This is a genomic window from uncultured Roseobacter sp. (genome assembly GCF_947496515.1).
Lineage (GTDB): Bacteria > Pseudomonadota > Alphaproteobacteria > Rhodobacterales > Rhodobacteraceae > Roseobacter.
This window is the reverse complement of record NZ_CANMDB010000002.1, coordinates 463,141-488,475: the sequence shown is the minus strand read 5'-3', so window position 1 is coordinate 488,475 and position 25,335 is coordinate 463,141. Positions and strand designations below refer to the sequence as shown.

The following is a 25,335-nucleotide window of genomic DNA, read 5'->3' as shown; positions in this document are numbered from 1 at the left end:
CTCACACCTGCAAAACGGAACTGACGAGAAGCTGGCTGTAGGCGTGCTGCGGATCGTCCAGCACCTGATCGGTCAGGCCTGCCTCGACCACGCGGCCCGATTTCATCACCATCAGACGGTCGGCGAGCAGGCGGACCACGGCCAGATCATGGGTGACGATGATGGCCGACAGCCCCATGTCGCGGACAAGGCCGCGCAATAGATCCAGCAGCCGCGCTTGCACCGAGACATCCAGCCCGCCCGTCGGTTCATCCATGAAGACCAGCCGCGGCCCGGTCACCAGATTGCGTGCGATCTGCAGTCGCTGTTGCATGCCGCCCGAAAAGGTCGTGGGCCGGTCGTCGACGCGGCTGCCGTCGATCTCCACCCGGCCCAGCCAGTCCACCGCCTTGCCGCGAATGTCGCCGTAGTGCCGCGCGCCCACCGCCATCAACCGTTCGCCCACGTTGCCACCCGCGCTGACGCCCATGCGCAGGCCATCGCGCGCGTGCTGGTGAACAAAGGCCCAGTCGGTGCGCCCCAGCATCCGCCGTTCAGGTTCGGACATGGTGAGGGTATCGCGCGGCCCCTCCGCACGGGTGTCGAAGAAGACGCGGCCCGCGTCGGGCGTCAGATGCCCGGCCATGCAGTTGAGCAAGGTGGACTTGCCAGACCCGCTTTCGCCGACGATGCCCATGACCTCGCCGGGATAGAGATCAAAGGACACATCCGCGCAGCCGATATGCGCGCCGTAGTGTTTCGACAGCGCCTGAACGGACAGAAGCGGGGTCATGACATGGCTCCGATCGCGGTGGAAAACTCGGTGGGCGTGAGCGTGAGATCCTCGATCCCCAGGACGAAAGTGCCGTGCTCTGCGGCGGTCTCCTGCTTGATCCGTGCCCAGTCGGGATCCGCCATGAAAGCCTCCCAACAGGTGCGCATATGGTCTTCGTCCCGCCATGCCAGCAGGTAGACGAAGCGCGGATCCCCCTCCGTCTCGTTTGTCCACATGGCCTGGATCGCGAAACCATGGGCCGTCATGATGCGCGCGGCGTGATCGCGAAAACGCGCGAGAAATGGCTGCCGGTTGTCTGTGGGCACGGTGTAGATGCGCAGCTGATTGATCATGCGGCCTCGCTCCCCCGGTGGCCCGCTGCCTGCCGGGTCGCGCAGTAGTCGGTATCGGAACAGACGAACATGCGTCCGCCGGTATCATCCACGATCACCTCATCGAGGTAGCTGTCCGTTGCCCCGCACATCGCGCAGGGGTGGTCAGCCTTCGACGCCTCGAACGGGTGATCCTCGAAACCGAGGCTGACCACCTCGGTGTAGGGTGGCAGCGCGTAGATCCGCTGCTCCCGCCCGGCGCCGAACAGCTGGATCGCGGCCATATTGCCCAGCTTGGGATTGTCGAACTTGGGGATGGGCGAGGGGTCCATCACATAGCGCCCTTCCACCTTGACCGGATAGGCATAGGAGGTGGCGATATGCCCGTGTCGCGCGATGTCCTCATAAAGCTTAACATGCATCAGCCCATATTCCTCCAGCGCGTGCATCTTGCGCGTCTCGCTCTCCCGTGGTTCGAGAAAGCGCAGCGGTTCCGGGATCGGGACCTGATAGACGAGGATCTGGCCTTCGGTCAGAGGCTCTTCGGGGATGCGGTGGCGGGTCTGGATCACCGTGGCCTCTGCGGTCCTCGTGGTCGTCGTGACGCCCGCGGTGCGTTCAAAGAACTGCCGGATGGAGACGGCGTTGGTGGTGTCATCCGCGCCTTGGTCGATCACCTTGAAGGTATCCTGTGGCGTCAGCACCGCCGCCGAGACCTGAACCCCGCCCGTCCCCCAGCCATAGGGCATGGGCATTTCGCGGCTGGCGAAGGGCACCTGATAGCCAGGAATGGCCAGCCCCTTGAGGATCGCGCGGCGGATCATCCGCTTGGTCTGCTCGTCCAGATAGGCGAAGTTGTAGTCCGTCATGTCTGCGTCCTCATATGCGCTGCCAGTCGTCGGGCGGCACGCTCAGACCTGGATCGGTGATGAAATAGCAGCCGCCGCCCGCCGGTTGATCCTCCGCGCGAGTGATCTCGATCCCCTTCAGCCAGCAGCGCAGCAAAGCGCCCACCGCCCCGTGCGCCACGATCAGGAGATCGCCTGTCGTCGTGTCGAGGTCCGCAATCGTGCGCAGGCTCGCGACCACCCGCGCCTGTGCTGCGCGTGCGCGTTCCCAGCCGCGGATGCTGTCGTCAGGATTGGCAAAGAACGCATCCGCCGTGCGTTCGAATTCCTCCGGCGGCAGGAAGCCGGTGGCAGAGCGGTCATTCTCGCCCAGAGCGTGCAGCGCCCGCGCATTTAAACCCAGGCGCGCGGCCAGTGGGTTCACCCCTTCGCGTGCCTTGCGTTCCGCGCTGGTATAGAGCCCCGTGACCCGCTGCACGATGTCCGTTTGCGCGAAACTGGCGTGCCGCGCGCGGCCTGTCTCGGACAACCCCCAGTCGGTGACTGCGACCGCGGGGTCGATCTCCACTTCTGCATGGGTCAAAAAGATCAGCTGTCGGTTCATTCCGCGGCCTCTTTGGCATCATCGGCACCGGCCTCGCGGCGCAGCTTTCGCACCAGTTCGAGCTCTGACTGGAAATCGACATAATGGGGCAGCTTGATATGCTCCAGAAAACCCGTCGCCTGAATATTATCCGCATGGTAGAGCACGAATTCTGCGTCCTGAGCAGGGGCGCCTACGTTCTCCTCGCCCAGCTCTTCCCACCGCAGCGCGCGGTCGACCAGCGCCATGGAAATGGCCTTGCGCTCCGTCTGACCAAAGACCAGACCGTAGCCGCGGGTGAATTGCGGCGGCTCCGTCTTGGAGCCTGTGAACTGGTTGACCGTCTCGCATTCGGTCAGCGTCACCTCGCCGATCTCGATGGCAAAGCCAAGCTCGGGGATCTCCATCTCTACTGGCACGGTGCCGATGCGCAGCTCTCCCACGAAGGCGTGGTTGCGCGCGTAGCCGCGCTGCGTCGAGTAGGCCAGCCCGAGGGTAAAGCCTTCGTCCGAGCGGGTGAGGGCCTGTAGCCGCAAGGCGCGGTCCGCGGGCATCTCAAGCGGCGCGCGGGTCAGATCGGGGGGCGGGGTGTCGTCGGGCAGCGCCTCCTCGATCAGCCCTTCGCGGTTCAGAAAGCCGGTGACATGGGGCACTTCGGAGGTCTGCGCGGCTTGCGTCGGTGCCTCAGGGACCTCGCCGTCGGCAGCCAGTTTGAAATCCAGAAGCCGGTGCGTATAGTCGAAGGTCGGCCCGAGGATCTGCCCGCCCGGCAGATCCTTGAACGTGGCCGAGATGCGCCGGTCGCAGGCCATGGCACCGGTATCCACCGGCTCTGACGCGCCAAAGCGCGGCAGCGTCGTGCGATAGGCGCGGATCAGAAAGATCGCCTCGATGAGGTCCCCGCGGGCCTGTTTGATCGCCAGCGCGGCGAGGTCGGGATCATAAAGCGATCCTTCCGCCATCACCCGGTTGACCGCGAGGCTCAGCTGTTCACGGATCTGCGCAACGCTAAGCTCAGCGATCGTGGTATCGCCCCTGCGCTCCTCGGCAAGCCAGGCATGCGCGTTCTCAATGGCGCGCTCACCCCCTTTGACCGCCACATACATCAGCGCACCTCCGTGGATCTGGGCAGGGCGGCGAGCCGGTCACCACAGGTAAAGAAAAAGTCGAGCCCAAGCGGGAACTGCGCGTGATTGTCCTGAAACGCACGCAGGTCCGGCAGGGACAGGCTGGCGGTCTTCTCAATCCCCGGTCCCGTCAGTGTGGCACCGGAGGCGGTCAGATGATGGCACTCCACGATCAGTGTGGCGGCGCGGTCGGGATAGTCAGAGGTGCCGATAGGGTAGGCAGAAAGCGGCATCAGCGCATTCCATGTGCCAATGGCAAAGAGCGCCTGCCCAGGCGCCACCAACGGCGCGCCGGTGTGAAAGGCGATCCAGGCCCGTACCGCCTCACAGTCCAGTTCACCCGCAAGGTAGAGCGGCGTTTCCGTGTCACAGAGCATGAGCAACAGCGCGCCCGCGGCGGGCGACAAAGGGGCAGGGGGGACGGCACCTGCCAATGCGTGTATCGTGCCGGGGCGGGCCATGGCCTCCATCACGTGGCGAAAGGCCTGCGCCGACTGATGCGCGGGATCGGCAAAACCGCCGGTGAGGATATCCGCCTGCATCAATCCTCTCCTCGGACCAGCGTGAAGAAATCGACCTTGGTCGCGGCTGCCTTGCCCGCGCGGGCGGCCCGGGTGGCGGCCTGTTCCGCGGCCAGCGGGTCCAGCACCCGCGCGTGGATGTGATCCGCCGCCTCCGTCTGCATCAGCGCATCGATGAGGGCCGCGGCCTCTGCATCCGCCTTCCGGCGTCCCTGAATGTAGGCATGCCCGACCTCGCCACTCTCCAGCGTCAGCGCGCAGCGGGTCACGGTCATCTCGCCCAGATTGAAGGGTGCGCCGGTGCCGCCCGCGCGACCCCGGACCATGGTGCTGCCGATCTCCGGCGCGCGCAACCAGGTGAACCCGGGCCGGTCAAGCGCCGCGTCGAGCAGTGCCGCGATCCGGCCTTCGGATGCGCGGGCCAGCAGGCTCATCCAAATCTGCCGGGGATTTTCTGTTTGGGCGGTGTCTTTCATCTCGACAACTATCGGCTTTCCTATACAACTATACATATCTTATCACAGCTGCGCGGCGGCGACAGGGGAAATTTGTGAAAATTGCGTGACAGGGCTGGCAAAACTCCCATCTGGCAGGCCATCGCGGCGAGCCTGCGCAGTGATCTGGCCGAAGGTCGCTATGCACCGGGGGACAAACTGCCCACGGAGGCCGCGCTGGCAGAACGGTTTGGGGTCAACCGTCACACAGTACGACACGGGATCTCCGCTCTGGTGGCGGACGGCCTCATCCGGACCCGGCGCGGGGCAGGAGCGTTCGTCTCCGCGACGCCGACGGATTACCCCATTGGCAAGCGGGTGCGGTTTCACGAGAACCTGATCGCTGCCGGGCGCAGGCCGGAAAAGCGCGTCCTCGATGTGGAGCAGCGCACGACAACCGCGGGCGAGGCCCATGCGCTGAAAATTGCGCCGGGTGAGCGCGTTTGTGTCTACCACGGGTTGTCTCTCGCCGATGGTCAGCCAATCGCGGTTTTCGAAAGTGTGTTTCCCGCCGTGCGTCTGGGGGGCATTGCCGATGCGCTGGCGCAGACCAGCAGCGTGACAGAGGCGCTGCGCGCGGTCGGCGTGCTCGACTACACACGCGCCTCGACCCGCCTGACGGCTGTACGTGCCACGGCCATGCAGGCGCTGCATTTGCTCGTGGCCGAGGGCGACCCGCTGCTGAGGTCCTCCAGTGTCAATGTCGATCAGGACACGCGTCCGGTGGAGTATGGCCGCACGTGGTTCGCAGGGGACCGTGTGACCCTGACACTGGAGGAGTGAAGCACCGCCGGTGCCCAAGCGCCGCAAGTTGCAGGACGCACCGCAACCGATGGCGCTCGTTGTAATCACCGAACCTGTCTGGCTAGACGAATTCCCCCCGCTGCTCTGCCAGTCGACGCAGAAAACGATGTTCTTTACACGTGAAAGACTGCGAGCAAATATCTGGTCATCCGACCGGGCAATGTAACGACACATCTCTATGACATCATCAAACCCGAACTGAAGGCAATACTCCGGCGTGAAGTGACGCCTAGCGCGACGGTCGAATTCGAATTCCAGGGAAAGCCGTCACAGTGCTGATTTCGGCACCCGGAGCGATATCTACGCCCGGCTGCCGGAAGGGTAGCTTGACGAAGCCAAGCAGTCCGTGTGCACGATCGTCGAAGAACTCTAACGAGGAATTGCAGTCCGCAAACGAGGAGCGCACGACGATTAGTAACGAGCTTCAGGAAAGACTACGCGTGCTCAATCGGGCCAATGTCGATTGAAACAACTTTGTCCAAAATCCCTGGGTCGCGACGGTCTTTCTGGAAAGCGAGCATCAACTGCTATGCCATACGCCCGAAGCAGAGATGTTCTTCAATTTTACCGAAACAGATCTGGGCCGATCAATCGGCCACCCACCGCCGCGAGCGGGAGAATGAGTTTCAAATCAACGAGGGACGATTTGTCTACCGGTGAGGGTAACCCCTCACTGTCCGATGGAAAGCAGGGGCGGGGTGCGATTTTCCCACTGCAGGACGCGACCCACCTGCATCAGGCCGAATGAGAGACTGTCCATGATCAAACAGGGTGCCTGTCCAACGCCATCTGTGCCGGGCTTTTCGCGACATCGTAACAGAGCTGGCTGACCATACCGAAAAGCTTGTTAAGAGCTTCGATGTATGTGGGGCACGCCGCAGGTTGAGACACTCCAAAAATCTGCTCCAGCTCATGTGTCGGGTAAAAAAAATGCTCTGCAACGGTGGTGCGCTGGTCAATAGGGCGGCGCGCAAAGGCACGGCAAAAAATACGTTGCGATGGGGCCTTTCTCGATCCCAGAAGCATGCCACTTCGCCTTGGGCTCGAATTAACGACCCGGGCAGCGACAGGTCGACTCCCGAATAAAGAACGGGGTGGGCCAGTGTTTGAACGACCGCAGTCACCGGAGACAACAAGTTGAAAGTCCAAATTATTCGGCGGTCGCAAGATACAAAGGAACGGTGGAAATGGACATTTTGGCAGAGCCATTCTGCACGTCCCTCGCATGTGCAAGATAAATCAGTGTGTCGTTTTTCTCATCGAGTATCCGGGTGATCTTGATCGTTTTCCAGATGATAGAACGGCGTTCGGAAAAAACGGATTCGCCCTCGTCAGATCTGTCAATGTCCCCGATTGTTATCGGCCCCGTCTGGCGGCACGCAATTGATGAGTTCGACGGATCCTCAAACCAGTCTCCCTTTTGCAGCCGATCAATCAAGCCTCTCTCGAAATAGGTCACATGACAGGTGACACCGGAGACTTCCGGGTCACTGAAAGCCTCAATGATAATGTCGTTTCCGAGCCAATCCACATCAACGCTGCCGACCTCTTCCGACTTTGCATTCACAGCCATCAGAGCGCAGACCGTTGCTGTCACTATTCCTGTCTTATGGGTCATTTACGTCTCCGGTGAATATGGTTGAGCTGCGTTTGCAGCCGTGTGGGATTAGTAGTCTATGTGAGGTTTCGGAAATAGCTGAATGAGCCAGCACGCCACGCCGTCCTCAACTGGGACGTGCAGGCCAGCCTGATCACTGCGAATTCAACCGATCGACCAGCGCATCGCAGTCCTGGGAAACCTGCGCCCCCTGGGCGAACAATGGGATGCCTTCTATCTCGCCGATACTGAGTGAATAATCCGACTTTACGCCGCTGATCTGAACCGGCGCATTCAGATCCAGCAGGCTGAAGTCCCAGGCTTCGGCCTGCAGGACCACGGCATAAGACAAATCATCAAGATTTGCCCGCCCCTTGGCCGCAATCAGACTATCGGTGGTGACTGCTTCGGCACGCAGGATTTCCACCTCGCCATCATTGGCCGTCACTGAAATGCCCGCGCAGGGCATGGCGATGGCATCATCCTCTGTCAGGATGACCCCCAAAGCCTCCGCAACGTCCAGACCAGCGGCCTCGACAACAAGGGCGCTCAGCGATCCGTCATTCAAAAACAACCGGCCGTCCCCCCGCATTGTCGCGAACATGTCGTCAAGCGAGGCACCCGTCCCGAGGAAGTAGAAAGATCCCGACATCTGGCCGCCCATCTCCTGTGCAAATTGACTTCCAGCGAAGAACTTGTTGAGCGAAACATCGGCAAAGGAGATGTCGATATCTGCCGATGGCACTTCCTCGCGGACATTCAGGGCGATTTCGCCTGTCGCGCGTCCAGAAGACACGACCAGGTCGAGTGGGTTGATCTCCAACCTCGAATCCTGCAGTCGAATGGTGGCATCGATGGCTTCGATTTGGGCCACCGGGGCGCTGACATTTTCGGCGATGAATTGCAGATCCACATTGGCGGCGCGCAGGGCACCGACCGGAAACGGGGTATCGGGGATGACGGGCGCCGACGCGGCCTCATCACGCTGCGCATCCGAGGCTGTCTCGGTGACGTCGGGCGGCGCGCCGATCAGACCTCCAAGGTCGTCGAAGTCCAGCGTCTGGGACTTCAAAGTGCCTCGCACGGCGGGCAGCTCGCCGCTCAAATCCATCGTGAGATCGCCTGAGACATCACTATCGCCAATCCTGCCGGATAGGTTTGACGTCTCATAGGCCTCTTCGCCGAGCTCGACCGTTCCCGTGAGTGAAAAGGGTGGCGTCTCGGGTAGCGCGACCGGGACGAAAGCGGCAAGTGCCGCAACCGTGGGCCCGGAAACGTCGAATTCAATCGGGGAGATCCCGCCGGACCGTAACAGGCTGAAAGAGGCGCTTGCGTCGATTGCGCCTGAGATTTCCGTCTCGATGGGGATCGCGTCGCGGGTCGCAAAGTCAGCGGTATCAGGTGCCGCGAGGCGAAACTGGACGGGCGCACCTTGGTACGTGCCTTGCCCCTCCATTTCGATGGCTTCGCTGGCAACAACAGATCCCCCAGCCTCCTCGACGGACAGCTCAAAGAGTGTCACAAGATCCTGGTTGGCGGCACGCGCCGAGCGTTCGATGTGCAGGTCACTCACCTGAATGTCCTCGACGGCCACCGGGATCACCGTCTGAAGCGCCGTGACCTCGGACGCGCCATCCTCGGCATTCAGGATCTGGTGTATGTCGGCCCGGCTGATGGTGACTTGGTCCAGCCGGGGCGTCGTGCTGACAACGTCAAAGAGGTCGAATGAAACGGTGACAGTGTCGGCAGCTACCAGCGGCGTATCGCTGGCTTCTTCGGTCAGGGTCAGCCCGGATATGTCGACTGTACTGGACAGCCCTCGGGTCGTTGTCAGGCCGTCCATCGAGACCTCCAGACCCAGGGTGCGGGAGCCTGCCCATTCCACAAAGCTGCGCAGATGCCGGTCCGGAACGAGAAAAACAAAGGCGACGGCGCCGATCAGCAGAACCGTTATTGCGAGGAGCGAAGCCAATAAAATGCGTTTCATATGGATTAACGACGCAAATCTCCAAATCGTTCCCCGGGGCCTCGACACCGATCCACGCTACCGCCCGTGCTGCAAAAAGCCGGTCGCACGGATCGCGTCTGTTCCAGACTGTCTGATGTCCACCCGAGCCAGCGCACATCATCCGTCGTACCGCTCCAGAAACGCTTCGACCTCAAGCGTCCGGAAGTCCTCAAGCGCCGCGCGCAGCCGGTCGTGGGACCAGTCCCACCAGGCGAGGGCGATCAGACGTTCGGCGAGGTCGGGTGGCTGGCGCGGGCGCAAAGGCGTGGCGGGGGTGCCGGCGACGATAGTGTAGGGGGCGACATCCTTTGTTACCACAGCCCCCGCCGCGACCACGGCACCGTGGCCCAGCGTGACCGCGGGTTTGATCATGGCGCCCGCGCCGATCCAGGTGTCATGGCCGATACGGGCGATCCGGGACCGGCGGTGGGCAAAGAATTCTTCGTCCCGGTCTGCGTCGTCCCAGTAGTCATTCGAGCGGTAAAGGAAGTGGTGGCAGGCTGCGGTATGCAGCGGGTGGTCCGTCGCCCCGATGCGGGCAAAGGCGGCAATATTGGCGAATTTGCCGACCTCAGCGTTGGCGATATCGGCGTAGCGGTCGCAGTAGCTGTAATCACCCAGATGCGCGTGGGCCACGCGGCTCCCGCGCCCGATCTCGACGTAGGCGCCAAAACTGCTGTCGGTGATCTCGCACTCGGGGTGGACAAGGGCGGCCTCCGCCGAGAGGCGCGCCATCACTCCTTGCGCCCGATCAGCTTTGCCCGCAACCAGCCCGACAACCAGTCCATCAGCATCACCATCAGCACGATCAGGACGATGTAATAGGCGACCTCTTCCCAGTCTTTCTGGGTCTGGATCGCCTGCGTCAGCATCAGCCCGATGCCACCCCCGGTGATCGCACCGATGATGGTGGCGGAGCGGGTGTTGGACTCCAGGAAATAGAGCACTTGCGCCAGCAGGATGGGTACCACCTGCGGGATCACGCCAAAGCGGTAGCGCTGCAGCGGCTTGGCACCGGTGGAGGCGACGCCCTCGATCTGCTTGCTGTCCACATTCTCCAGCGCTTCGGAGAAGGTCTTGCCAAAGGTCCCGGTGTCCGTGATCAGGATGGCCAGCGCGCCGGTCAGCGGTCCCGGACCAAAGGCGCGGGCCAGCACGACCGTCCAGATCAGCGCATCCACACCGCGCACAAAGTCACAGAGCCGCCGCGTCGCGGCCCGAACGAGCAGCAGGGGCGAGAACCGCCGCGCCGCCAGAAACGCCAGCGGCAGGGCGATCATCGCCGCCCCCATTGTGCCCAGAAAGGCCATGAGGATCGTCTCGCCGATGGCCCAGGCCACGTCCTTGTGCCGCCACATGTCGTTGTGCCACCAGTCCGACACCGCTCCGGTGATGTTGGGCCGCGCAGGGTCCAGCCGCGGACCGAAGAGGATCGTTGCAAGGCTCTGCCCGTGGTAGGGGCTGTCGAGGGTGAACCAGAAAAGCTCCCATCCCGGAAAGTAATTGAAAACCTCTGTCCTTGCCCCGGTCAGGGTGATGCGCCCCTCCGGTGTGGTGATCGTGACACGCCGGTCGGAGGCAGAGATCCAGTCGGGCAGGTCGTCGGGCAGATTGGTGATCACGCGGCGTCCCTCGCTCTGCGCCGTGATCAGCGGCTTGTCGGGGAGTGCGATTTCTGTCCTGCCGCCGGGCAGATAGCGCACCATATGTCCAGCGCCGAGGTCGATGGTCAGGGTTTCGGTCCCGCTCACCCAGTCCGGGCGCTGACCGTCGGGGTAACGGCCCTTGCGCTCGCCCTCGACCGAGTAGGTGACCGCACCGCTGCTGTTGTCGCGGGTGACATGCACCTTGTGCGACCAGCTGTCAGAGGCCAGCGTCAGCGCATTGTCCAGACTGGCCCGCTGCGCCAGACCGGGCACATCGAAGGCAAAGAAGATATAGACCAGATAGGCGGCAATCAGCGCCGGGATGCCAAAGCACATCATCCGCTTGCGCCGAAAGAGCGTCGCGGCCGCGTGCTTGGCATCGGCAAGATCCGTTGCGGTCATGCGCCCGCCCCTCCGCTCAGCTGGGTGCGATAGCGGCCCGAGAGCTGGTCAAAGAACACGATGGTGCCGAACAGCAGGATAAAGATCGCCGCCGCATCGTCAAAACGCCCCTGACCCCAGCCCATGGCGTTGCGCAGCTCATACCCCAGCCCGCCTGCGCCCACGTAGCCGAGAATGGCGGAGGCGCGGATATTGATCTCGAACCGCAGCAGCGTGTAGCTCACGTAGTTCGGCGCGACCTGCGGCAGCACCCCCAACAGCATCCGCTGCGACCAGGTGGCGCCGGTGGAGGCAAGCCCCTCGACGGGTTTGAGATCCGCGTTCTCGGCCACTTCGGAGAACATCTTGCCCAGGGCGCCAGCGGTATGGAGCGCGATGGCGATCATCGCAGGCACCGGACCGCCGCCCAGCACAAAGATCAGCACGAGCGCGATGACGATCTCCGGCACCGCGCGCAGGATGTCCGAGAGGCGCCGGAACAGGGGGATCAGCCGTGGCCACCGCGCCAGCCCGCGGGTGCCCAGCAACGACAGGATCAGCCCCGCCGCGGCTCCGATCAGCGTGGAGACGGCCGCGATATTGACAGTCTCGATCAAGGCGGGAAGGTATTTGGCCATCAGCCCGGGCAACTCGGCGCGGTTCTCCCAGGCCTCGGCCAGCACCTCGGCGGGGTAGTCGCCGATCTGGTGCAGCCCCTCCCAGAAACCGCCCGCGTTGCGGCTGTCCGCAACCGTGAAACCGGAGGCCATCAGCAGCACGAACACCAGCAGCGTCAGCCCACCGTAGAGCCTGCGCCGCTGCACCTGTGCCACATAGGTCGCCTGGATACGCTCCACCGCCGCTGGTGCAGGCGCTGTGCCGAATACTGTCTCTGTCACCGTGATCCCCGAAAGAAGGACCGGCAGCCCCGCAGGGCCGCCGGAGATATCAGCGCAAGCGCATCAGCCGCCGATTTTGGCCCGGCGCGCTCCGACGATGGAGGTATAGGCGTCGTGGCTGATCGGATCGAAACCCTGGATCTCGCCTCCACCGACACCGTAGGCGCATTCGGGATCCGTCTCGCCCAGGGTGTCCATGATCTCCGTCACGCTGGCGCGCACGTCATCCGGCAGCGCGTTGCGCATCACGATGGGCTCTCCGGGGATCAGCTTGGAGCGCCAGATCTCCACCAGATCGTTCATGTCCACCAGACCCGCATCCACCGCCTTGCGCAGCGCACCAAAGTTGTAGCCGTCTTCCCAGTTTCCCTGACCATCGGCCCAGGTGACGCCGGCGTCGATGTCGCCGTTCTTGACCGCCAGAATGGTCTGCTCATGCCCGCCGGTGAATTTCACCTCGCCGAAGTAATCCCCGCTCTCCATGGAGGCACCGGTGATGTCGGGGATCTCGATCGACGGGATCAGATAGCCGGAGGTCGAGTTCGGGTCGCCAAAGCCGAAGGTTTTGCCCTCTACGTCCTCAAGGCTCGAGAGGCCGCTGTCCACCCGCGCAAAGCCGATGGAGTGATAGCCGATGGAGCCATCCAGGTTCACCTTGACGAGGATCGGCGAGGCGGCCTCCGGGTCCGCGATGTGCAATGCCGCGTAGGAGGACGGGCCCAGCAGCGCCAGATCGATGCTGCCCCCCAGGATGCCCTGGATCACACCGTTGTAGTCCGCGGGCGCGAACATCTTGACCGGCACATCCAGTGCCTCGGAAATCTTGTCGGCAAGGCATTCGTTGTTGCTCAGCCGGTCCTGCGCGTTTTCCCCGCCAAGGATGCCGATGCGGAACTCGCTGATGTCGTCGGCCAGCAGGGATGTGCTGAGCATGGTCGTAGCGGCAAGCGCCAGTGCGATGGTTTTGGTCATTCGTTTCTCCGGTTTCTTTCGCCTGCGCCCCTGTGGTTGACGGGCAGGCAGGTCAGTGATGGATCCCGCAAAGCTGCGGGAGGGTCGCTGGCTCAGGCGGGCACTACCGGCCTGTCCAGTGTCTCGATTTCTGTGGAGGTCGCGGCCTCGGAAAAGTCGGCACCCGCGCCATAGATGTCGCGCGCAACGCCCGTGGTCAGCTGCAGGGGTGTGCCGTCAAAGACGATACGCCCGTCGCGCATCCCGATCACCCGGTCACAGTAGCGGCGCGCGGTATCCAGCGTATGCAGGTTCGCGATGACCATGCGGCCATCCTCTTCGTGGATGGTGCGCAGCGATTGCATGACCACCTGCGCGTTCATCGGGTCAAGGCTGGCGATGGGCTCATCGGCGAGAATGATTTTGGGGTCCTGCATCAGCGCCCGCGCAATCGCGACGCGCTGCTGCTGACCCCCCGAGAGGGCCTCGGCCCGTTTGGGCGCCTGCTCCGCGATGCCGAGCCGGTCAAGGATCTCGATGGCGCGGTGAATGTCCGATTGCGGATAGAGATTGAACAGGGTCGTGAGGGTGGAGCGCTTGTTCAGCGTGCCGTGCAACACGTTGGAGACGACATCCATCCTCGGTACCAGATTGAATTGCTGAAAGATCATCGCGCAGCGCGATTGCCAGTCCCGCCGGGCCGCACCGCGCAGGGCGGTGATCTCCTGACCCTCGTAGGTGATGGTGCCTTCGGACGCATCGCTCAGCCGGTTGATCATGCGCAGCAGCGTGGACTTTCCTGCGCCGGACCGTCCGATGATCCCGATCATCGCGGGTTTGCTGACCGAGATATTGGCCGCATCAACGGCGACCTTTTCCCCGAACCGTTTCGTCAAAGCGTTGATCTGCAGCATAGCGCCTCCTTGCATTCAAGGCGCCTAGAGGCTGGAGGCGACAGGTTTGCGACAATTTCGCGTCGGTTTGACAACAGTCAGGCAAAAGAAATGTGACAGGATCGCCGTCCCGCAGCGCTGGTCCCGCCAAATTACGCGGGTTTGCACATGGCACAGCGCTCGGGTTCTGAGGCGTCATAAAAGCGTTACAATTGGCGAGGCGAGCGGGTAATGTCGCCTCATGCGCTTTTGCCGGGCTCTTGTTCTGCTGTCTGCCACGCTGGTGTTGCCCATGGCAGGCCAGGCCCGGATCAGTGATGTCAGCTGTGATGACACCGCCCGCCTGACCCGGACGTTGCAGCAGGTGATCGGCGCGGAACGTCACGGCATGGGTTTGCGCGATCCGGATACCCTCCTGGAGGTTTGGGTCACCCGCCAGACCGGCGATTGGGTGCTGGTGCAAAGTTACGCCAACGGCACGTCCTGCATAGTGGCCATGGGCGCCGACTGGCAAAACGAGACACCCGATCCGGCCTAGCCCGGCGCCGACCGCTTCCAATACAAAAGGCGCGCGGCCGTCCTGCCTGACCCGGTCTCGTCGACTGCGACCCGCAACGGGACCAAGGCGATGTTTGAGCGATAGGGCGCCCATTCCCCTGCGTACTGTCCGTCGCAGTTGACCGATGCGGGTGTCCTTTCGTTGGCTGATGGCAATTGCCAAAAGCGCCATTCAGGAGGGGCACGTGAAAACGACCACCGTTACAACCGGATTTACCGACAGCACCACGGTGCAACTGCGTTTTGAACTGGGCGCCATCGCGGATGCGGTCGCCACCGATGTGGTGCCGCCCGGTGCTGATCCCGATCACGGCTGGATCTGGGACAACGGCTGGATCGGCCGTGTCCAGTTGAGCGGTGAGACCTTCATGCCGGTTGATACCTATCTGGCGTCTCCGCTTGATCCGTTGTTCGATGCACCGGGCAGTGAGACAACGGCCCGGCTGGCGGCGGTCGACGCGCTCAGCGGCTGGAGCATACGTGTCAACGGGCAGGAGGTTGCGCTCGCGGGACTGTCGCGCAAATCCAGCATCCTCGACACCGCGACTGTCGGCTGGGGTGAGTATGAATTCCGGACGGTGCAGAATGTGTTTTTGGACCTCGACGCGCCTCTCACCCGCGGCGACAGGGTCGAGATTACCTTTGACGATCCCACTTTCAGCGCCATCACAGCCACATTTGCGCCCGAGCAAGTGGTGTCAGAGGCGATCCACGTCAACCTCACCGGTTATGATCTCGACGACAGCCGCAAGACCGCCTATCTGAGCAGTTGGAACGGCTGGTCGCCAACCGAAGGCGAGACGGTGGCGCAGGTGTATGACGCGCCGCTCGGGTTCCGGGTGATCCATGCGGACACTGGCGCCACCGCACTGCAGGGCACCACGACGCTGGCGACTCCTGCCGATCAGCCTACTGATTTCGAAAGAAATTTTTCGCTGACGGACGTCTGGGAGATGGACCTGTCGGGCCTCACCGAAACAGGCCGCTACTATATCTCCGTGGATGGCGTGGGCCGATCGCAGAGCTTTGATGTGGAAAACGACGTGTGGAGCGATGTGTTCCAGACGTCCTTTTCGGGCTTCTATCACCAACGCTCCGGCATTGCACTTGAGGCCCGGTTTACCGACTGGACGAGGGATCGCGCGCTGCATCCCGACGACGGGCGGGTGACCGTCTACGCCACCACGTTGCCCATCACCGAGACAGACGAAAGCTATGACAGCAGCAAGCCCGATCAGTTCGGCCCGCTGGTCGCGGCGGCCACGGATGAGGTGCTGCCGGGTGCCTGGGGCGGCTGGCACGACGCCGGGGATTGGGATCGGCGGACCCAGCATCTGGAGGCCTCGCGCAAGCTGACTGATCTGGTGGAGATGGCGCCCGAGTGGGCGGAGAGCGCCCGCGCTCAGATCCCCGAGAACACCAACGGGCTGCCCGATCTGCTGGATGAGGCGCTGTGGAACCTTGAGTTCTTCGCGCGGATGCAGACGGCGGCAGGCGGTGTGCGCGGCGGGATCGAAGGCGATGACTATCGCGGCTATGGTGCGAATTCCGCCGAAGAGGTGCACACGCTTTACGCCTATGCTCCGGACACCTGGACCACATGGGAATTCGCCGCCAGCGCGGCCAAGATGGCACGGGTGATCGCCCCTTATGACGCCGGGGCGGCGGCGACCTGGGTAGAGCGCGCCGAGCGGGCCATGACCTGGGCCGAGGCACGGGTCCCTGCGAAGATCGACCCGGAGCAGTCGGTCTCCCGCAATCTGGCGGCGGTCGAGCTTTACGCCACGACCGGGGCGACCCGCTGGCACGATCTCTTCCTTGGTACGTCCGTTTACACTGATCCGGGTGCCAGCATCGCCTGGAACGAACATCAGTATGAGGCCACGATTGCCTATAACCGCCTGCCCGATGCGGCAACGGATCCGGGCGCGGCGGCGCGTGGCTTTGCCGCGCTGGAGGCGCAGGCGGCCTTCCTTCTGGATCGCGGCAGCGACGGCGGCTTTGGCATCATCGCGGATCCCTACGCGCCCTACGGCTGGGGGATCACTGCATCCCAACCCTTCAATGCGGCCAAGTTCATGGTCGGTCTGCACGATCTGACGGGCGAGGCCCGCTATCTCGACGCCATCGCCGGTGACGTACAATACGGGCTGGGCGCCAACCCGCTCAACATGTCCTACCTGACCGGGGTGGAGGGTGTCCGCAGCCCCGAGATCGTGCTCAACGCGGATGCGGACAGTGCCGGGGGCACGCCGCCGCCCGGTATCACACTTTACGGTGACTACAACATCTACGACTACGGTCAGCACCCGGCCTATGAGACCGTGTGGAACGAGATCTTTCCCAATGCCTACGAGGCCCCGGTGCACGAGAGCTTCAACGGCTATTACCTCTTTGTGCCCTCCGCCGAGTATACGGTGCAGCAGGGGATCGCCGACATGACCTATGCGACAGGGTATCTCGCCGCGCAGCAAGGTCCCGGAACCCCGGTCGAGCAGCCTGCAGGCCGGCTGGAGGCAGGATCGGTCGAGATCACCCAGACCGCGCGGGATACCTGGACGGATGTGGCGTTTGGGTCGCCAATCAAGGATGCGGTGGTCATCGCGGGCCCCGCGACAAAGCAGGGTGAGCAGCCGCTGACCGTGAACATCCGCAATGTGACGGAGACCGGGTTCGAGATCCAGATCGAGGAATGGGCCTATCTCGATGGTTGGCATCTGCCGGAGGCTGTCTCCTGGGTTGCGGGCCCTGCGGGCAGGTATGAGATGGTCGATGGCAGCACTGTCTCGCTGGGCGCGGCGAGTGCGGGGCGTGTGACATTGGAGGGTTTTTCTGCCGCGCCGCTTGTCTTTGCCCAGACGCAGGATGTGGCCGGCGGCGTGCCTCTCACCGACCGGATCAGCAATGTGGGCGCCGATGGGTTCGATCTGACGCTACAGGCAGAAGAGGCGCTGCGCGGTCAGGAAACGGCAGCGGATGTGTTCTATCTGGCGCTGGATCCGGCGGCGGATGCCGCGGCAGGCATGGCGCGCATTGGCGATGGCTTTACCCGCATTGACGCAGATGCCGGTTCCGTGCTGCTGGCGGACATGCAGAGCCTTCAGGGGATCAACACCGCGACCCTGCGCATGCGCGATGACGGGCGCGGCGGCGTCGCAATTCAGGTGCAGGAGGAGCAGTCGCTGGATGCGGAGGTGGATCATCTGGCAGAGAGGGTCGCGTTCTGGCAACTGGGGAGTGGCAGCTACGATCTTTTTTGACCGGTCTGCGGTTGCGGTCCGGACGGCGGCCAATCGCTGTGATCGGGAGGCGGGGGGAGCCCCCTCACCTCCATCGAGGAGGATAGGGGGCTGTCCGGCTGCGCCGGACACGCGGGTGGAGACGGCGGCTATACGCCTACCGGTTCAGTAGTCTGCGATGCTAGGAGGCCACCTGAGCAGCCTCCTTCGCAAAGCTGCGGGGGACCGACATTGCAGCCGGGGTAGTTGCGTCGATCCAGCAGCGACCCGCTGCGCCGCGGCCCGGTACCGCCCAGTCGTCCTGCTGCGAGGGATCCATGCGCAACGGCGCAAACCCCTCAAGCGCATGTGTATCACCGGACAGGTTGCACCGCGTCGTCATGGCCCAGAGCACATCTGCTTCGACGCTGAGGTCGATATCCGAGTCCAGAAATACCACCGTTTTGGTAAAAGGCATGGTCGCGACCAGATCGCGTGCCAGCCGTGCCTTGTCCGGCGCGGCACCGGCCCGCAACCCGACGAGCAAGAGCAGCATCCCCCCGCCAGAGGCACTGTAGTGCAGATCGGTCATATCCTTCGCGCGAGGGTCGTTGCGCAGTTTCAGCGCCTGGGTCAGCGCGCCGCCGAGGTTCAGCAGGGCTGACTGCTCGCGGCCGGGACCGAGGCAGGAGTGAAAGAGCGCGCCCGGTCTTTGCGTGATGCGGTCGATGCGGATGATCTGCAGCGGCGCGCCTGCCTGTCCGTCATAGCCCAGAAATTCGGGCATGGTCACGCCGGGCGGACGCGCGCCCCGGGTCTCGGCGCATTGCCGGGCGGTCAGCACCCCGTGCAGGATCACCTCCGATTGCGGCAGGCAGACGGTGCCCGCATTATTGTGGAGCGTGACGGCCCCGCCCGCCAGCGCGCCCGCGAGCGACAGCTTGTCGAATTCCACCGGCAGATGCGCGGTGGACGTGGCCCCCGCCACGGCAACGGCGGGCGGCACGCCGATATTGACACTGACCGGCAGGTCGCGGCCTTCAGCCCAGGCCGCTTCGGCCATGCGGCGCAGATGGCGGCTCGACAGCATGGAGACGCCCAGATGCCGGTCATCCAGCACCAGCATCCGGTGCGCGGAGAGCGCCAGTCCCGCCCGGGGGCTGCCCGCTGCGATGAACCCCATGGAGATGTAGCGGCCCGCGTCCCGCGGGCTGACCTTGGGGATGGGCAGCTGGCTCAACCGGGGCTCGGTGTCGCGGTGATCACTCTCAAACACGGGTTCCGGCGGCAGTGGCACCAGCGCCCGGGCCGCGGCGGGCAGCGCTGTGTCGCGCACCCCAGGCAGCCACTGGCGCAGCCTGGTGTCTGATCCGTAAAGACCCATGACGAGCGTCGGTCCGCCGGGTTGATCGTAGAGCACCGCGGGCTCGTCCCCGGCCCGCGGGCGGGCAGGGATCCCGGCGTGATGCCGGGCGAAATCCGCCGCAGCTGCATCCGGGTCGAGCCCGGATTTGTGACGCACCCGGTCCGACGGCGCTGGACCGAGTGCAAAGAGCGCGGCGCGCAGATCGCGCGCCAGACGCAGAGGGATAGGTGCCTCAAGCGGGGACATCGGCGTTTGCCAATGGCGCGCGTGGGGCACGGTCGCGCGCATGAACACGCGCGTAGAGCGACAGCACCGCAGGGCCCACGAACACTTCCGACACCAGCGCGATGAAGGCGCCACAGGCCATCAGCAGCCCGAAGCTCTGGATGTTGTTCATGGACGACAGGGTGAAGACCGCAAAGCCCGCCATGACCACCACGGTCGTCGTGAAGAGCGCACGACCGATGTCGGACATCGTCTCGGTGATGGCGTGTTCCATCTCCTGACCCGCATCGAGCCGTTTGCGTACACCGTGGAAGAGATGCAGCGTGTCATCCACGATCAGCCCGGTGATGATGCCACCGATGAGAACAGTGAAGGTATCAAGCGGGATGCGCAGATAGCCCATCAGCCCGAGCAGCAGCGCGAAGGGCACCACATTGGGCACCATCGAGACCATCCCCAGACCGACCGACCGCAGCGCCAGCACCATCATCGCCGTCACCAGCAAGAGCGCCAGCGTGTAGGAGATCGTCATGCTGTCGAGCACCTTGGCGGAGGTCACGGCAAGGAGCGCGATGAGGCCCGTCGCCTCGACCTCTGCCGAAGACCCCAGGGCCGTGGCAAAGCGTGTCTCGATCGTCTCGATCACATCGGTGTACTTGGTGGCCTCCAGCCAGGGGGTCTGGAACGACACGCGGCCAGAGCCGTAATCCATGGAGACATAGCGCTTCATATCGTCGATGCCCTGACCTTCCAGCAGCAAGATCTGATCCCAGATGGCCTCTTGTTCAGGCAAGCGCAGCTCCGCCGGATCACCATCGTGGATCGCCTGATTGGTCTCCTCGACAAAGGAGATAATGCTGGTGTGACGCCCGATGGGAATATCGACCGCATCGTAGGACCCGCGGGCGGTGGCCTCGACGGTTTTCAGCAGCGTCTCGTCACGGAAATCGGTGCCTTCGGTCGGTGTGATGACCAATTCCAGGTTCACGGTGCCTTCAAAGGTGTTGTCGATGAACTCCGTCGATTGGCGCGCATCGTTACCCGTGGGTAACCACAGCAGGGAGTTGTGCGAGTAGCTGAGCTGCAGGATCCCGGCGCTGGCCGCGATCAGCATCGCACAGGCGGCGCCGAGCGTGCGGCGCGGATGCCGTGCGGCGAGCGTGGCGCCTTTGGCCATCACCGCAGCAACGTGGCCCGGTGCGCTGGTCTGACGATCGAGGTAGCGTTCGGGCAGCGTGCGGAACACCAGCGTGGCCCAGATCATTGCCAGCCCGTAGGAGAGCGCCACAGAGACGGCCCCGAAAAGCCCGAGCGCGGAGATCGGTGCCAAAGGTGCTGCCGCCAGACCCATCAGCCCGCCCGCTGTGGTGAGCGCGGTAAAGACGATGGGGGTATTTGCGCGCTTGAGCGCTTCGGCGATGACGGTGCGTCCGTCCTTGATCGTGCTGCGTACCTTGAGCAGCGTGGCGGTAAAGTGGATGTAGGTGCACAATCCCACCACCAACGTCATCGGGATGAGCAGCTGCGTCGGCGGGGTCATGGCGACACCGGTGGCAGCAACCGTCGCGAGGGTCGAGAAGATGGCCGTCACGAAAGACAGGAAGGCCCCGAACGCAATCAGAATGCTGCGGTGCAGCATCAGCATGCTCAACACGGTGACGATCACGCAGGCGAGGGTAAAGCGCGGCATGTCGCCTTCCATCATCTTGATGATCTCGGTGGAAAGCACAGGCGCGCCGGCAATGTGGATGTCGAAGCCCTCACCCTCGTAGCGGGCGGCGATCTCACGCGCGGCGGCGGTCATTTCGGCGTATTGCGGTGCGCCGAGCAGTGCGCGGTCCTCCAGTGGCGTAAAGACCACGGGGCAGGTGAGACCGGTTGCGGGATCCGGCACGCAGTCCGCAGCGCCGGGAGCGTAGCGGTAGGGCTCGATCACCACGGCGGCGGTGGTGCCGTCGGCGGAGATGATGAAGTTGCGATACAGCGGCGTGCTGAGGATACGGTCCTGCAGTTCCACCGGGTCGCGGCCCCGCACCAGCAGGTTGCGGACCAGTTCCTCCAGATACACACCGCCGTCCTCATGCTCGATGAAGGGGATGTTGTAGGGCGAGAAGATCTCCGACACGTAAGGGACATTGTCGGCGAGCTCGCGGTGCATCCGCGAGAATTTGGTCAGGAATTCAGTGCTAAAGACCTGATCCGAGGTGACCGCGACCACGACACGGTTGTCCTGACCAAACTCGCGCCGCATGGCGTAGTAGGTATCGAGTGCTGGGTCGTTTTCGTGCATGAAGGCCTCGACCCGGCCATCTTTTTGCAGGGTGGGCAGTTGTGTCACGACATATCCCGCGACGACGGCAAGTAGCAGGGCGAAGGCCTTGATGCGGTGGCTGTAGACGAGCTGTAGCGCGCGCGTCATACCCCCGCGAAGGAGTGCAAGCAAAGTCATAGGTCCGGTTCCTTTGGTTGGCTATCGGGGATGCAGCCACCCATGGGCTGCATCCGCTCGGGGTGGCGATCAGTGCGAGGCAGGCTGCTCGGCGCGAAAGTCCTTGAAGCCGCTTTTGGGATTGCCGAGATCGTCAAATTCGAACCATTCTGCAGGCAGACCGATGTTGAACCGCTCGCCTTCGGTCTCGAAGTTCGAGAACGACACCACACGCCCTTCCTTGATGGTCGAGACACGGTAGCGCGCGGGTGCGAACACACCGTCCACCCACCGCAGGTCCAGGGTTTCCAGCACGCGCTGCTCGTTCGGGGCATCGGCGTTGAAGCTGGAGTAGATCGGCATGAAGGTTTCGGTATCGGCCCAAAGCTCGCCATCGCGCAGGCCGAGGCGGATCACCTCATCTTCGGTGTTGGGATTCACGTAGATCTTGTAGACCGGGTAGCCGCGGTAGACGCCGGTGCCCAGCATCTTGCAGTCATAGTCCTTGGCCTGCCGGATCAGCATCTCGCCCACCGCCAGATCAGACCCGTAGAGCCGCTGCGACAGATCCTCGGATTTCACGTCGATGATCTTGTCGGCGGAGGGCAGATGCACCCAGACCTTGTCGGGAATGCCGTCGGTGAAGCTGTCGCGCACGTAGCTTTCCACATTGGCCAGTTCCGCGGGGTCGTGCACGAAAGACCGCAGGTGGCGGTTGATGCCGCTGTTGCGGTGCGCGGCCGAGATCGAGCGGGTTTTGACGGCACCCGTCTCGTCGGTGATTTCCATGTGGACGATGCGCCAGCTGTCATAGCCGTTGTAGCGGTTCTGCACGCCTTCCATCACCTGCCGGCAATTGGTCATTGTCGGTGATGTGGGGGTCGCGGCTTCGAGCAGGGGGGCCGCCGTTTCCGACTGTGCTGCCGATCCGAGAAACGGCAGGGCCGCGAGGGCACAGGCCAGAAAGGTGGATTTGGTTTTAAACGTCATGTTACTGTCCTTCGTTCAGAATTTTTGTTGAGCACGTGGTGAGCATGTCGAGCGCACTGGGCTTGGAATCTTCATCCCGCCTGCAGTGTGGCTGGTGTTTGGCTAAACGCAAAAACGCGTTTGGTTTTAATTTTTGGATTATTCCCACGTTTGATTTTCTGTGTGACGCAAGACAGAGCATTATTTGGTATATTTGCGCTGTAGCGGCTGAAAACCCGGTACGGTCTCTGATAAAAATATTTGAAAACAGTAGTATACGTATTTTTTCGCGCTTCATTTCGTTTGGTTACGAAATGTGAACGATTGTGTGTCTGATCGAAAATTATAGCGAAACTCTAAACACACTGTGACGCATCTGCTGCCTAGGCTTGGGGAGGATTTACACCTTTTCAGCTGACGCGGAGATGAAGATGGATTTGAAAATTTGTGGTGTCACAACACCGGAAGAACTGGAGATCCTCAATCAGGAAGGGGCGCGATATGCCGGGCTCTGGACCGGCATCGACGGTCACCCGCGTAACCTGACGGACGCGAAATTCATCGAGCTTGTGGAGCTCTGCGAGAGCGTCACGCCGGTGGCGGTCTGCGTGCGGCGCCCGGTGAGCGATCTGTGGCAGCTGTTGCAGCTTTCGGGCGTGCGCCATGTGCAATTGCACGGCTTCAACCGGCCCAGCGACGTGCGCTATCTCAAGGACCGCGGCGTGACACTGATCAAGACGATCCACGTCGGCGATGATGGCAACTGCCCGGCGGAGCGGCTGATTGACCCCTATATAGATGCGGGGTGCGACATCTTTCTGATAGATCGCTTCGGCGGAACCGAGGCCATCGGCTCCAGCGGGGTCGAACTGGAACCGGACACCTTGCAAAACTGGCGGGACCGGCTGACGGGACAGCGTGTCTGGCTGGCCGGTGGTTTGACCGCGGACCGGATTGCGGATCTTGCCGAAAGCCCGGGCATCGAAACCGTCGACGTGGATACCGCGGCGCGCCGCCAGGGCGGGGCGATCCAGCGTAAAGCCGCGCGGATGCTGGTGCTGGCCACCGCCCCCGCCCATCAGATTGGAGTGTGATCATGGTTCAGGCCTTACATAGCAGTCTGGAGACCGGCACGCCGGTGTGGCGTCGTGGGCTCTGCCCCTTGATCATGGCGGGGGATCCCGATCTCGATTGTACGCAAGCGCTGCTGGAACGCTGCATCGCGCTCGGTGTCCCGATGGTGGAGTTGTGCCTGCCGTTTCGCAACGCTTTTACCGACGGTGAGACACTGCAGAAAGCGCACGCCCGCGGGTTGCATGACGAAGCCTCGCTGGAGGATTACTTCGACCTGATTGCCTCGGTCAGTGACCGTATTCGCGTGGTTCTGCTGGCTGATTCGAGCCATACGCTGCGCCCCCACGGGTTAAACCGTGTGTTGCAGGGGGCTGCGCGCGCCGGTGCGGCGGGGGTGCTGCCGCACGGTCTGCCGCCGCGGATGGCGGTGCCGTTTCACGCCGCGGCGATGGCGGCGGGTCTGGCCGTTGTGGGCACAATCTACGCCAATGCGCGGGTCGAGACCCGTCAGGCGGTGCTGCAGCGGGCGACGGCCTTCATCTATCTGGTCACCAGCTACGGACGGTCCGGTGGCGCGGCGGACCCCGAAGCGCTGCAAAATCAGATCGAAGCGTTGCGTTCCCACACGGATCTGCCGGTTGCCCTGGGCTTTGGACTGCGCACGCCCGAGAATGTGGCCCAGGCCTTTGCCGCGGGCTGCGACATCGCCATCGTCGGCAGCGCCATCTCGGGCGAGATCGAGGCCGCGCTGGCCGCGGGCGAGGATCCCGTGCGCCGGGCCGGTGACTTCATCGGAGCGCTGCAGGACCGGTGCCCGCGATGACCGCGCTGGACAGACGTCTGGACAAGCGCAACGCGGTGTTGCGCTACGGGCCGGAAAACGCGGGCGCGCCCACTCTCGTGGTGGACCGGACGCATCCGTTCTTCTTTGATCACCCGCTGGATCACATCCCCGGGCTCCTGCTGCTCGAAGGGGCGGTGCAGGCCGCGCAGGATGTCGCGGCGGTGCCGTGTTTCGTGGAGGAGATCTACGCGCGTTTCGTCAAATTCGCCCTCTTTGAGGCGCCGGTCACACTGGAGGTAAGCCAACAGCAGGACGGGGCGCGGCACCGCGTGGAGGTCACGCTGGTGCAGTCCGGTCGGGTGCGTGCCCGCATCACCGTGGGCCTCGCCCCCGTATGTGCGCCGCGCACGACTGTGGCGCCGCGGGATGATCTGCGCCCCTGTGCTGGCGATCTGCTGAACAAGCGGCGGGCGGAGAATGTGTTGATCACCACACCGGTGATCGATGGCGAGACGGTTGGCGCGGCGCTGCTGCCGATCTCCCCCGACTGTCTGCTGGCTGACAGCGAAAGCACGGTCCACCCGCTCTACCTGCTGGAGGCGTTTATGCAATTGCAGCGCTTCCTGAACGCGACGCGCGACGGGGCCGCCCGGGTGCGCGATATCCTGACCGGCATCCGCATCACGCAGGAGGCACCGCTTTGCGGTGTTGGTGACGTCACCCTGCGCGGTGGTCTTGCGATGCGGACCCGGGCGGATGGGCAGGTCGCCCGGGGGGCTGATCTGCTGATCGGTGAACGGCCCTTTGGTCACTGCAGCATCGAGACGGCGCGATTGCAATCGCGCGTAAAACTTCATTCATCACGGGGGTAATCC

The 25,335-nt window shown here is 63.3% G+C and carries 24 protein-coding genes and 1 pseudogene; 7 read left to right on the top strand and 18 right to left on the bottom strand.

What is annotated here, in order from left to right; genetic code table 11:
- Window position 1: 1 nt before the first annotated feature.
- Genes phnK through phnG form a run of 7 tightly spaced genes read right to left on the bottom strand, consistent with a single transcriptional unit; the run spans window position 2 to window position 4,641 of the window.
- Complete coding sequence (phnK, locus tag Q1A53_RS05965) at window positions 2–772, bottom strand: phosphonate C-P lyase system protein PhnK (RefSeq protein ID WP_299964013.1); 771 nt, start codon at window positions 770–772, stop codon at window positions 2–4.
- Window positions 769–1,107, bottom strand: a complete 339-nt coding sequence (locus Q1A53_RS05960; RefSeq protein WP_299964010.1) for an NIPSNAP family protein — start codon at window positions 1,105–1,107, stop codon at window positions 769–771. Before Q1A53_RS05960 ends, phnK begins: the two co-directional genes overlap by 4 nt.
- Window positions 1,104–1,955 (bottom strand): alpha-D-ribose 1-methylphosphonate 5-phosphate C-P-lyase PhnJ, encoded by an 852-nt coding sequence (locus Q1A53_RS05955; protein ID WP_299964005.1) that lies wholly within the window; start codon window positions 1,953–1,955, stop codon window positions 1,104–1,106. The genes Q1A53_RS05960 and Q1A53_RS05955 overlap by 4 nt, the downstream gene beginning before the upstream one ends.
- A gap of 10 nt (window positions 1,956–1,965) precedes the next feature.
- Window positions 1,966–2,538, bottom strand: a complete 573-nt coding sequence (locus Q1A53_RS05950) for a histidine phosphatase family protein (protein ID WP_299964003.1) — start codon at window positions 2,536–2,538, stop codon at window positions 1,966–1,968.
- Window positions 2,535–3,623 (bottom strand): carbon-phosphorus lyase complex subunit PhnI, encoded by a 1,089-nt coding sequence (locus Q1A53_RS05945; protein WP_299964001.1) that lies wholly within the window; start codon window positions 3,621–3,623, stop codon window positions 2,535–2,537. The genes Q1A53_RS05950 and Q1A53_RS05945 overlap by 4 nt, the downstream gene beginning before the upstream one ends.
- Window positions 3,623–4,186 carry a phosphonate C-P lyase system protein PhnH gene (gene phnH, locus Q1A53_RS05940; protein ID WP_299963998.1) on the bottom strand — a complete coding sequence of 188 codons (564 nt, stop codon included), beginning with the start codon at window positions 4,184–4,186 and terminating at the stop codon, window positions 3,623–3,625. Before phnH ends, Q1A53_RS05945 begins: the two co-directional genes overlap by 1 nt.
- The gene (phnG, locus tag Q1A53_RS05935) at window positions 4,186–4,641 is read right to left on the bottom strand and encodes a phosphonate C-P lyase system protein PhnG (protein WP_299963995.1); all 456 of its coding nucleotides are present in this window, start codon (window positions 4,639–4,641) and stop codon (window positions 4,186–4,188) included. Before phnG ends, phnH begins: the two co-directional genes overlap by 1 nt.
- 81 nt (window positions 4,642–4,722) lie before the next feature.
- On the opposite strand from phnG, the gene phnF reads away from it, so the two are divergent.
- Together phnF and Q1A53_RS23390 are read left to right on the top strand one after the other, a co-directional pair.
- Window positions 4,723–5,442 (top strand): phosphonate metabolism transcriptional regulator PhnF, encoded by a 720-nt coding sequence (gene phnF, locus Q1A53_RS05930; RefSeq protein WP_299963992.1) that lies wholly within the window; start codon window positions 4,723–4,725, stop codon window positions 5,440–5,442.
- Between the two features lie 500 nt (window positions 5,443–5,942).
- Window positions 5,943–6,086: pseudogene (locus tag Q1A53_RS23390) on the top strand (PAS domain-containing protein); the annotation flags it as partial.
- Between the two features lie 139 nt (window positions 6,087–6,225).
- Here the strand turns inward: Q1A53_RS23390 and Q1A53_RS05925 are convergent.
- From Q1A53_RS05925 to phnC, 8 genes are all read right to left on the bottom strand, one after another.
- On the bottom strand, window positions 6,226–6,489 hold the full coding sequence (locus tag Q1A53_RS05925) for a hypothetical protein (protein WP_299963989.1): 264 nt from the start codon (window positions 6,487–6,489) through the stop codon (window positions 6,226–6,228).
- A gap of 124 nt (window positions 6,490–6,613) precedes the next feature.
- A complete protein-coding gene (locus tag Q1A53_RS05920; protein WP_299964463.1) occupies window positions 6,614–7,036 on the bottom strand; it encodes a CreA family protein in 423 nt (140 codons plus the stop codon).
- Window positions 7,037–7,214: 178 nt separating this feature from the next.
- Window positions 7,215–9,047, bottom strand: coding sequence for an AsmA family protein (locus Q1A53_RS05915; RefSeq protein WP_299963987.1), 1,833 nt, complete (start codon window positions 9,045–9,047; stop codon window positions 7,215–7,217).
- 138 nt (window positions 9,048–9,185) lie between these two features.
- On the bottom strand, window positions 9,186–9,803 hold the full coding sequence (locus Q1A53_RS05910; RefSeq protein WP_299963985.1) for a DapH/DapD/GlmU-related protein: 618 nt from the start codon (window positions 9,801–9,803) through the stop codon (window positions 9,186–9,188).
- Window positions 9,803–11,116: a phosphonate ABC transporter, permease protein PhnE gene (gene phnE / locus Q1A53_RS05905; RefSeq protein WP_299963983.1), complete on the bottom strand. Its 1,314-nt coding sequence runs from the start codon at window positions 11,114–11,116 to the stop codon at window positions 9,803–9,805. The genes Q1A53_RS05910 and phnE (Q1A53_RS05905) overlap by 1 nt, the downstream gene beginning before the upstream one ends.
- The gene (gene phnE / locus Q1A53_RS05900) at window positions 11,113–11,994 is read right to left on the bottom strand and encodes a phosphonate ABC transporter, permease protein PhnE (RefSeq protein WP_299963981.1); all 882 of its coding nucleotides are present in this window, start codon (window positions 11,992–11,994) and stop codon (window positions 11,113–11,115) included. Before phnE (Q1A53_RS05900) ends, phnE (Q1A53_RS05905) begins: the two co-directional genes overlap by 4 nt.
- Before the next feature lie 63 nt (window positions 11,995–12,057).
- On the bottom strand, window positions 12,058–12,966 hold the full coding sequence (gene phnD, locus Q1A53_RS05895) for a phosphonate ABC transporter substrate-binding protein (protein ID WP_299963979.1): 909 nt from the start codon (window positions 12,964–12,966) through the stop codon (window positions 12,058–12,060).
- Between the two features lie 92 nt (window positions 12,967–13,058).
- Window positions 13,059–13,859: a phosphonate ABC transporter ATP-binding protein gene (gene phnC / locus Q1A53_RS05890; RefSeq protein ID WP_299963976.1), complete on the bottom strand. Its 801-nt coding sequence runs from the start codon at window positions 13,857–13,859 to the stop codon at window positions 13,059–13,061.
- Between the two features lie 271 nt (window positions 13,860–14,130).
- Between phnC and Q1A53_RS05885 the strand changes: the two genes are divergently transcribed.
- Both Q1A53_RS05885 and Q1A53_RS05880 read left to right on the top strand, forming a co-directional pair.
- Entirely contained in the window at window positions 14,131–14,376 is a 246-nt protein-coding gene (locus Q1A53_RS05885; protein WP_299963973.1) for a hypothetical protein, read from the top strand.
- Window positions 14,377–14,581: 205 nt separating this feature from the next.
- Window positions 14,582–17,656: a glycoside hydrolase family 9 protein gene (locus Q1A53_RS05880; RefSeq protein WP_299963970.1), complete on the top strand. Its 3,075-nt coding sequence runs from the start codon at window positions 14,582–14,584 to the stop codon at window positions 17,654–17,656.
- Window positions 17,657–17,816: 160 nt separating this feature from the next.
- Here the strand turns inward: Q1A53_RS05880 and Q1A53_RS05875 are convergent, their stop codons facing one another.
- The 3 genes from Q1A53_RS05875 to Q1A53_RS05865 all read right to left on the bottom strand — a co-directional run bounded on the left by Q1A53_RS05875 (window position 17,817) and on the right by Q1A53_RS05865 (window position 22,623).
- On the bottom strand, window positions 17,817–19,226 hold the full coding sequence (locus Q1A53_RS05875; RefSeq protein WP_299963968.1) for a UbiD family decarboxylase: 1,410 nt from the start codon (window positions 19,224–19,226) through the stop codon (window positions 17,817–17,819).
- Entirely contained in the window at window positions 19,213–21,624 is a 2,412-nt protein-coding gene (locus Q1A53_RS05870) for an MMPL family transporter (protein WP_299963966.1), read from the bottom strand. The genes Q1A53_RS05875 and Q1A53_RS05870 overlap by 14 nt, the downstream gene beginning before the upstream one ends.
- A 99-nt stretch (window positions 21,625–21,723) precedes the next feature.
- A complete protein-coding gene (locus Q1A53_RS05865) occupies window positions 21,724–22,623 on the bottom strand; it encodes an outer membrane lipoprotein-sorting protein (protein WP_299963964.1) in 900 nt (299 codons plus the stop codon).
- 410 nt (window positions 22,624–23,033) lie between these two features.
- On the opposite strand from Q1A53_RS05865, the gene Q1A53_RS05860 reads away from it, so the two are divergent.
- Genes Q1A53_RS05860 through Q1A53_RS05850 form a run of 3 tightly spaced genes read left to right on the top strand, consistent with a single transcriptional unit; the run spans window position 23,034 to window position 25,332 of the window.
- On the top strand, window positions 23,034–23,696 hold the full coding sequence (locus tag Q1A53_RS05860) for a hypothetical protein (RefSeq protein ID WP_299963962.1): 663 nt from the start codon (window positions 23,034–23,036) through the stop codon (window positions 23,694–23,696).
- Window positions 23,697–23,698: 2 nt separating this feature from the next.
- Window positions 23,699–24,499 (top strand): tryptophan synthase subunit alpha, encoded by an 801-nt coding sequence (trpA, locus tag Q1A53_RS05855; RefSeq protein WP_299963960.1) that lies wholly within the window; start codon window positions 23,699–23,701, stop codon window positions 24,497–24,499.
- Window positions 24,496–25,332: an AfsA-related hotdog domain-containing protein gene (locus tag Q1A53_RS05850; RefSeq protein ID WP_299963958.1), complete on the top strand. Its 837-nt coding sequence runs from the start codon at window positions 24,496–24,498 to the stop codon at window positions 25,330–25,332. Before trpA ends, Q1A53_RS05850 begins: the two co-directional genes overlap by 4 nt.
- Window positions 25,333–25,335: the final 3 nt, after the last annotated feature.